Annotated in this window: 6 protein-coding genes; 2 read left to right on the top strand and 4 right to left on the bottom strand. The window is 72.0% G+C overall.

Annotated elements, in window-relative coordinates; genetic code table 11:
* The first annotated feature begins 329 nt into the window (after positions 1–329).
* Both ACIRD7_RS42275 and ACIRD7_RS42270 read left to right on the top strand, forming a co-directional pair.
* Positions 330–686 carry a DUF6207 family protein gene (locus tag ACIRD7_RS42275; RefSeq protein ID WP_403461389.1) on the top strand — a complete coding sequence of 119 codons (357 nt, stop codon included), beginning with the start codon at positions 330–332 and terminating at the stop codon, positions 684–686.
* 101 nt (positions 687–787) lie between these two features.
* On the top strand, positions 788–1,036 hold the full coding sequence (locus tag ACIRD7_RS42270) for a hypothetical protein (protein WP_403461388.1): 249 nt from the start codon (positions 788–790) through the stop codon (positions 1,034–1,036).
* On the opposite strand, the gene ACIRD7_RS42265 is transcribed toward ACIRD7_RS42270, so the two are convergent.
* From ACIRD7_RS42265 to ACIRD7_RS42250, 4 genes are read right to left on the bottom strand one after another with little or no spacing between them, the layout of a single operon-like run.
* On the bottom strand, positions 1,033–2,220 hold the full coding sequence (locus ACIRD7_RS42265; protein WP_403461387.1) for an XdhC family protein: 1,188 nt from the start codon (positions 2,218–2,220) through the stop codon (positions 1,033–1,035). The genes ACIRD7_RS42270 and ACIRD7_RS42265 overlap by 4 nt on opposite strands.
* Positions 2,213–4,336, bottom strand: coding sequence for a xanthine dehydrogenase family protein molybdopterin-binding subunit (locus tag ACIRD7_RS42260; RefSeq protein WP_403461386.1), 2,124 nt, complete (start codon positions 4,334–4,336; stop codon positions 2,213–2,215). Before ACIRD7_RS42260 ends, ACIRD7_RS42265 begins: the two co-directional genes overlap by 8 nt.
* The gene (locus ACIRD7_RS42255; protein WP_403461385.1) at positions 4,333–5,325 is read right to left on the bottom strand and encodes an FAD binding domain-containing protein; all 993 of its coding nucleotides are present in this window, start codon (positions 5,323–5,325) and stop codon (positions 4,333–4,335) included. The genes ACIRD7_RS42260 and ACIRD7_RS42255 overlap by 4 nt, the downstream gene beginning before the upstream one ends.
* Positions 5,322–5,900 carry a 2Fe-2S iron-sulfur cluster-binding protein gene (locus ACIRD7_RS42250; RefSeq protein WP_403461383.1) on the bottom strand — a complete coding sequence of 193 codons (579 nt, stop codon included), beginning with the start codon at positions 5,898–5,900 and terminating at the stop codon, positions 5,322–5,324. Before ACIRD7_RS42250 ends, ACIRD7_RS42255 begins: the two co-directional genes overlap by 4 nt.
* Positions 5,901–6,000 lie beyond the last annotated feature (100 nt).

Raw genomic sequence — 6,000 nt, 5'->3', positions numbered from 1 at the left:
CACCAGATACGACAAGACCGCCACCTCCTACGAAGCAGCGGTCAATCTCGCGTCGTTCCTGCTCTGGGCAAGATCCGTTTGAAGACGGACCCTAATACGACACCCGCGGCGTGGACGCCCGACGCCTGGCGGAAGTGCAGCGGGTCGGACTCGGGGCGGCGTACGGACAGAACGGTGTCGGAGCTGGTGTGGGTAGGACCGTCCCAGGAGACGCACCCTGGTGGCCGAGGCGGCGATCAACCTGACCCTCAGATCGTCCGTCGGCGGCCCAGTCGGGTGATGTCCTCTTGATCGCAGACCGCCCAGGTCGCGCCCGCGTGGTGCCGTGTATGAGGTCGATCAACGAAGCACGTGTGGCAGAGCCGGCGCTGGCCGTGGTGGAGGTCGCGGCCGCCGATGACGTAACCGCCTTCGCGATCCAGGCGCTGCTCGCCGGACGTTGCGCGATCGCCCCGGCGGAACGAACAACGCGGGTGCCCGGCGAGCCGGGGGGTGCGGCTGCGCTGCTTCCTGGATCTTCGCCAGACACCCGGCTTGTAGCAGCACGCCTGGCGGGATGCGCATGGCGTCGCATGACGCGGTCCCGATGCGCCTGCGGCGGAAGTTCGGGATGCCGGCCACCCCCATCGCAGCCCCGCTCGGCGCCCGGTGCCCGGTGCCTCACAATGCGCGTTTCGGGGCATTGACGCCCGTCGGCGCATCGGAGGACCGTGGGCGGACCTTCGCCGCCGAGCCGCCCTCCGCTCCCCATCTGGGCAACTAGGGCACGCGACCGGGCTGGCAGGGCATGGGCGTCTCGGCCCCCGCCCTCAAGGGGCCCAGCGCCAGGTCGCCGGAGGCGCCGAGCGGTCCCGCGGGGAGCGAGCTCGCGGCTCTCCCCACCACGCTGCTCGTCAACAGCGCCGACGACGACATTCCCGAATCCGCCTGCACCGGCCACGACCGACCCTGCACCCTGCGGGCCGGGCTCACCCGCGACGACGCGGCGCCCGATCTCGACGTGATCCGTTTCACTTACCGTGCACGAGCTCGTTAGGAAGCTAGGTCCGTGACACCGGTGGCCGCTTCCCGCTCGCCAGGTGGGCGGTGGGAGAGAGCCGGGGCCGTTGCCCTGTGGTGGATCGGTGTTCCCGAACCGGTCAGCGGGCGGCCCGTTCCGCCTCTGCGGGTCGCGACGATCTCCGCGGCGATCGACAAGGCGGTCTCCTCGGGCGTGCGGCCTCCGAGGTCGAGCCCGATGGGTGACCTCAGGCGAGCCAAGTCCGTCTCGCTCAGGCCCACTTCCCGCAACCTGCGGGTCCGGTCGATGTGGGTACGGCGCGAGCCCATCGCGCCCACGAACGCGACCGGCAGCCGCAGCGCGACTTCCAGCAGGGGGACGTCGAACTTGGCGTCGTGGGTGAGGACGCACAGCACGGTCCGTCCGTCGGTCCGGGCGCCTCGCAGGTAGCGGTGCGGCCAGTCCACGACGACCTCGTCCGCTTCGGGGAAGCGTGCCGGTGTGGTGAAGACCGGCCGGGCGTCGCACACGGTGACGTGATAGCCCAGGAACTTGCCGACCCGCACCAGCGCCGAGGCGAAGTCGATCGCACCGAAGACGATCATCCGCGGCGGTGGTGTGCTGGACTCCACGAGCAGGGTGAGGCCGTCGGGGCAGTGCGAGCCGTCCGGCGACAGCTCCACCGTGCCGGTGCGTCCGGCGTCGAGGGCGGCCAGGGCCTGTGTCGCGGCCGTGTGGTCGAGGTCCTCGTGGATGCCGAGGCCGCCTTCCGTGGAGCCGTCGCCGTGGACGAGCAGGGTGGCACCGAGGTGCGCCGCCGGGCCCTGGACGACGCGGGCCATGGCCACCGGCTCGCCCTGGGCCACCACGTCCAGGGCGGAGGACAGCAGCGCCCTGACGGGCGTGTCCGCGAGCACGGGCGTGACCAGCACGTCGAGGACCCCGCCGCAGGTCAGACCTACGGCGAAGGCGTCCTCGTCGCTGTAGCCGAAGCGTTCCAGCACGCTCTGCCCGGTCTCCAGGGCCTGGGCGCACAGGTCGTAGACCGCGCCCTCGACGCACCCACCGGACACCGAGCCGATGACCGTGCCGGCCCGGTCGACCGCGAGGGTCGCACCGGGGCCCCGCGGGGCGCTGCCGCCGACGGACACGACGGTGGCGACGGCGACATCACGCCCCTCGGCCAGCCAGTCCTTCAGCTCCGGCAGCAGGTCAAGCATCGCGGCCTGCCGTCAGGACGCGGTCCGGGCGGATGGGCAGGCTGCGGTGTCGTACGCCGGTGGCGTGCCAGACCGCGTTGGCGATGGCGGCCGCGGCGCCGACGATGCCGACCTCGCCGATGCCCTTGATGCCGACGGGATCGTCGGGGTCGGTGTCGTCCACCCAGTCCGCCTCGATGCGCGGGACGTCGGCGTGGGTGGCCACGTGGTAACCGGCCAGGTCGGCGCCGACGGGACCGCCGAAGGCAGGGTCGCGCACGGCCTCCTCGTGCAGGGCCATGGAGATGCCCCAGATCATGCCGCCGGTGAACTGGCCGCGTGCGGTCAGCGGGTTCACGATGCGCCCGGCGGCGAAGATGCCGAGCATGCGTCGTACGCGCACCTCACCCGTGGCCGGGTCCACGGCCACTTCGGCGAATTGGGCGCCGTAGGAGTGCCGTTCCGTGTTCGCGAGTGCGGCGATCTGCGCGGTGGTGTCGGAGCGCGCGGTGATCCCTTCGGCGGGGATGACCATGCCGGGGACGAGTCGTTCCCGCAGTTCCCGGGCGGCCGCGATGATGGCCATGGACCAGGAGCGGGTGCCCATCGAACCGCCCGCGATCATCGCGAAGCCGAACTCGCTGTCCCCGATCCGCACGGTCACCCGCTCCGGTACGACGTCGAGGGCGTCGGCCGCGACGAGGCTGAGCGCGGTCCGCGCGCCGGTGCCGATGTCGGCGGCCGATATCCGGACGGTGAAGCGGCCGTCGGCCTCGGCGGTGATGGCGGCGGTCGAGGGGGCCGCGCCGGCGGGGAAGGACGCGGCGGCGGTGCCGGTGCCCAGCAGCCATCGGCCCTCGCGCCGCACACCCGGCCGGGGATCGCGCTCGCTCCAGCCGAAACGGCGAGCACCCTCCTCGAAGCAGGCGCGCAGGTTGCGGTTGGCGAAGGGCAGGCCGGAGACGGGGCCCTTGTCCGGTTCGTTGCGCAGGCGCAGTTCGATCGGGTCGATCCCGCACTTCTCGGCGAGTTCGTCGAGCGCGGACTCCAGCGCGAAGGCCCCCGGAGCCTCACCGGGCGCGCGCATGAAGGTGGGGCTGGGCACGTCGAGGCGTACGACGCGGTTCTCTGTGTGGTGGGCGTCGGCGTCGTACATCACCCGCGCCACGCCGGCGCTCGGCTCGACGAACTCGTACACGGTGGCGGTGCGGCTCACCGAGCGGTGGTCAAGGGCACGCAGGCGTCCATCGGCGTCGGCGCCGAGCCTGACTCGTTGGACGGTGGGGCTGCGGTGTCCGGCCAGCGCGAACATCTGGGGCCGGGTCAGGGCGACGCGCACCGGACGCTGGAGGATCGTCGCGGCCATCACCGCCGCCACCTGGTGGGCACGTACGCCCTTGCTGCCGAAGCCACCGCCGACGTGCTCCGAACGCACCCGCACCGACGCGGGATCCAGCGAGAACAGGTTCGCCAGCTCGCCGACGACCCAGGTGGCGCCCTGGTTGGAGTCGACCACCTCCAGCCGGCCGTCGTCCCAGCGGGCGGTCGCCGCGTGGGGCTCCATGGGGTGATGGTGTTCTTCCGGGGTGGTGTACTCCTCGTCCACGACGGCGGCCGACGCGGCCAGTTCGGCTTCCAGGTCGCCCTTGTCCGTCACCCCGGGCATGTGTCCGTCCACGGGATAGGAGTCGGGGTGCGCCCCGGTGAACTCGATGTCGTGCGGCAGCGGTTCGTACTCGACGACCAGGGCCTCGGCGGCCTCCCGCGCCTGCTCGGGTGTCTCCGCGACGACAAGGGCCACCGGCCAGCCCAGGTGGGGCACGGTGTCGTTCTGGAAGACGGCGCAGGTGGGGTCGGGGCTGATGCCCAGCACGCCGACGTAGTCGGTCTCCAGGCGCGGGGCGCTGCGGTGGTCCAGTACGGCGACGACGCCGGGCATCTCCAGGACGGGAGCGCTGGCGATGTCGCGGATGCGGCCCCGCGCCACGGTGGACAACACCAGCCACCCGTAGGCGAGTTCGGTGAAGGGAAAGTCTCCCGCGTAGCGTGCCGCGCCGGTGACCTTGTCCCGGCCCTCCACCCGGACGTGACCGGTGCCGACGGCGCGTACTGCAGCCGATCGCGCGGTGGTGGTCATCGCGCGGCCTCCTCGGCGAGCTCGCTCAGCACGGCCACGGTCAGATTGCGCATCAGGGTCACCTTGTATCCGTTGTGCGGCAGCGGCCGGGCCGCGGCGAGTTCGGCTTCGGCGGCGGCCGCGAACGTCTCGGCAGTGGCGGGCGCCCCGATGAGGGCCCGCTCCGCGGCGCGTGCGCGCCATGGCCGAGAGGCGACCGCGCCGAACGCCAGGCGTGCGTCGTGCACGACCCCGTCGCGGATGTCGAGCGCGGCGGCGACGGAGCCGATGGCGAAGGCGTAGGAGGCGCGCTCGCGCACCTTGCGGTACCGGGAGCGGGCCGCGACCGGCACCCGGGGCAGGGTGACGCCGGTGACCAGCGCACCCACTGGCAGGGCGGTCTCGCGGTCCGGGGTGTCGGCGACGGGAAGATACAGCTGCTCGATCGGCAACTCCCCCTGTCCGTCGGCGGTTTCGTAGTGCAGGACGGCGTCCAGGGCGGTCAGGGCGACGGCCATGTCCGAGGGGTGTACGGCCACACAGGTCTCGGACGCGCCGAGGATGGCGTGATTGTGGTGCTCGCCGGTGATGGCCGGGCAGCCGGTGCCGGGTTCGCGCTTGTTGCACGGCTTGGTCGTGTCCGTGAAGTAGGCACAGCGGGTCCGCTGGAGGAGGTTGCCGCCGACCGTGGCCATGTTGCGCAGCTGGCCGGAGGCACCGGCGAGCACCGCCTGGGCCAGCATCGGGTAGTGCCTGCGGACTTCGGGGTGGGCGGCAAGGTCGCTGTTGGTGGCCGTCGCGCCGACGCGCAGTCCCCCGTCCGGGGCCGGCTCGATGCGGTCCAGCGGCAGTTCCCGTACGTCGACGAGGCGGGCGGGGCGTTCCACCCCGCTCTTCATCAGGTCGACCAGGTTGGTGCCGCCAGCGAGGTAGCGGGCGTCCGGATCGTCGTCGAGGAGGGCGACGGCACCCGGCACGTCGGGGGCCCTGCGGTAGTCGAACTCCCTCATGCCGCGGCCTCCCTGGACTGGGCCGACACGTCCACAGGTGACGAGGCGTCGGCCTCGGCGGCACGCGCGACGGCCTCAACAATTGACGTGTAGGCGCTGCAGCGACACAGGTTGCCGCTCATCCGCTCACGGATCTCGTCCGGGGTCAGCGGCGGTGGCCCGGCCTCGGGACGTACGTCGGCGGAGGCGGCGCTCGGCCATCCGGCGGCGTGCTCCGAGAGCATGCCGATCGCCGAGCAGATCTGGCCGGGAGTGCAGTAACCGCACTGGTAGCCGTCGAGTTCGAGGAACGCCTGCTGCATCGGATGCAGGTGATCGCCGTCCACGACGCCTTCGATGGTGGTGATCTCACGTCCTTCGGCCGCGACCGCGAATTGCAGACATGCGACCGTCCTGCGGCCGTCGACGAGAACGGTGCAGGCTCCGCACTGCCCCTGGTCGCAGCCCTTCTTTGTGCCGGTCAGATCGAGCCGCTCGCGCAGGGCATCGAGCAGGGTGGTGCGGTGGTCGACGGGCAGCGTGTGCTTCTCGCCGTTGATGTGCAGAGTGATGACGCTGGACGTCGATAAGGCCATGAGTAACTTCCTTCAGGCTTGCGGTGCTTGCGAGGGCGGCCGAGCGTCGCGCGCGTGTGGACCTGGGCGGCGCCGTCTCGGCCACCTGGGATGCGCTTCG

It is taken from the genome of Streptomyces sp. NPDC093568, assembly GCF_044764945.1.
GTDB lineage: Bacteria > Actinomycetota > Actinomycetes > Streptomycetales > Streptomycetaceae > Streptomyces.
Note: the sequence above shows the minus strand (reverse complement) of the source record. Positions and strands in the feature narration are given on the sequence as shown.

What these genes read in the sequence shown, in the direction of transcription:
- ACIRD7_RS42270 (WP_403461388.1), top strand. Translation starts at nt 788, where the DNA reads ATGGGCGTCTCGGCCCCCGCCCTCAAGGGGCCCAGCGCCAGGTCGCCG.
- ACIRD7_RS42250 (WP_403461383.1), bottom strand. Translation starts at nt 5,900, where the DNA reads ATGGCCTTATCGACGTCCAGCGTCATCACTCTGCACATCAACGGCGAG.
- ACIRD7_RS42265 (WP_403461387.1), bottom strand. Translation starts at nt 2,220, where the DNA reads ATGCTTGACCTGCTGCCGGAGCTGAAGGACTGGCTGGCCGAGGGGCGT.
- ACIRD7_RS42275 (WP_403461389.1), top strand. Translation starts at nt 330, where the DNA reads ATGAGGTCGATCAACGAAGCACGTGTGGCAGAGCCGGCGCTGGCCGTG.
- ACIRD7_RS42260 (WP_403461386.1), bottom strand. Translation starts at nt 4,336, where the DNA reads ATGACCACCACCGCGCGATCGGCTGCAGTACGCGCCGTCGGCACCGGT.
- ACIRD7_RS42255 (WP_403461385.1), bottom strand. Translation starts at nt 5,325, where the DNA reads ATGAGGGAGTTCGACTACCGCAGGGCCCCCGACGTGCCGGGTGCCGTC.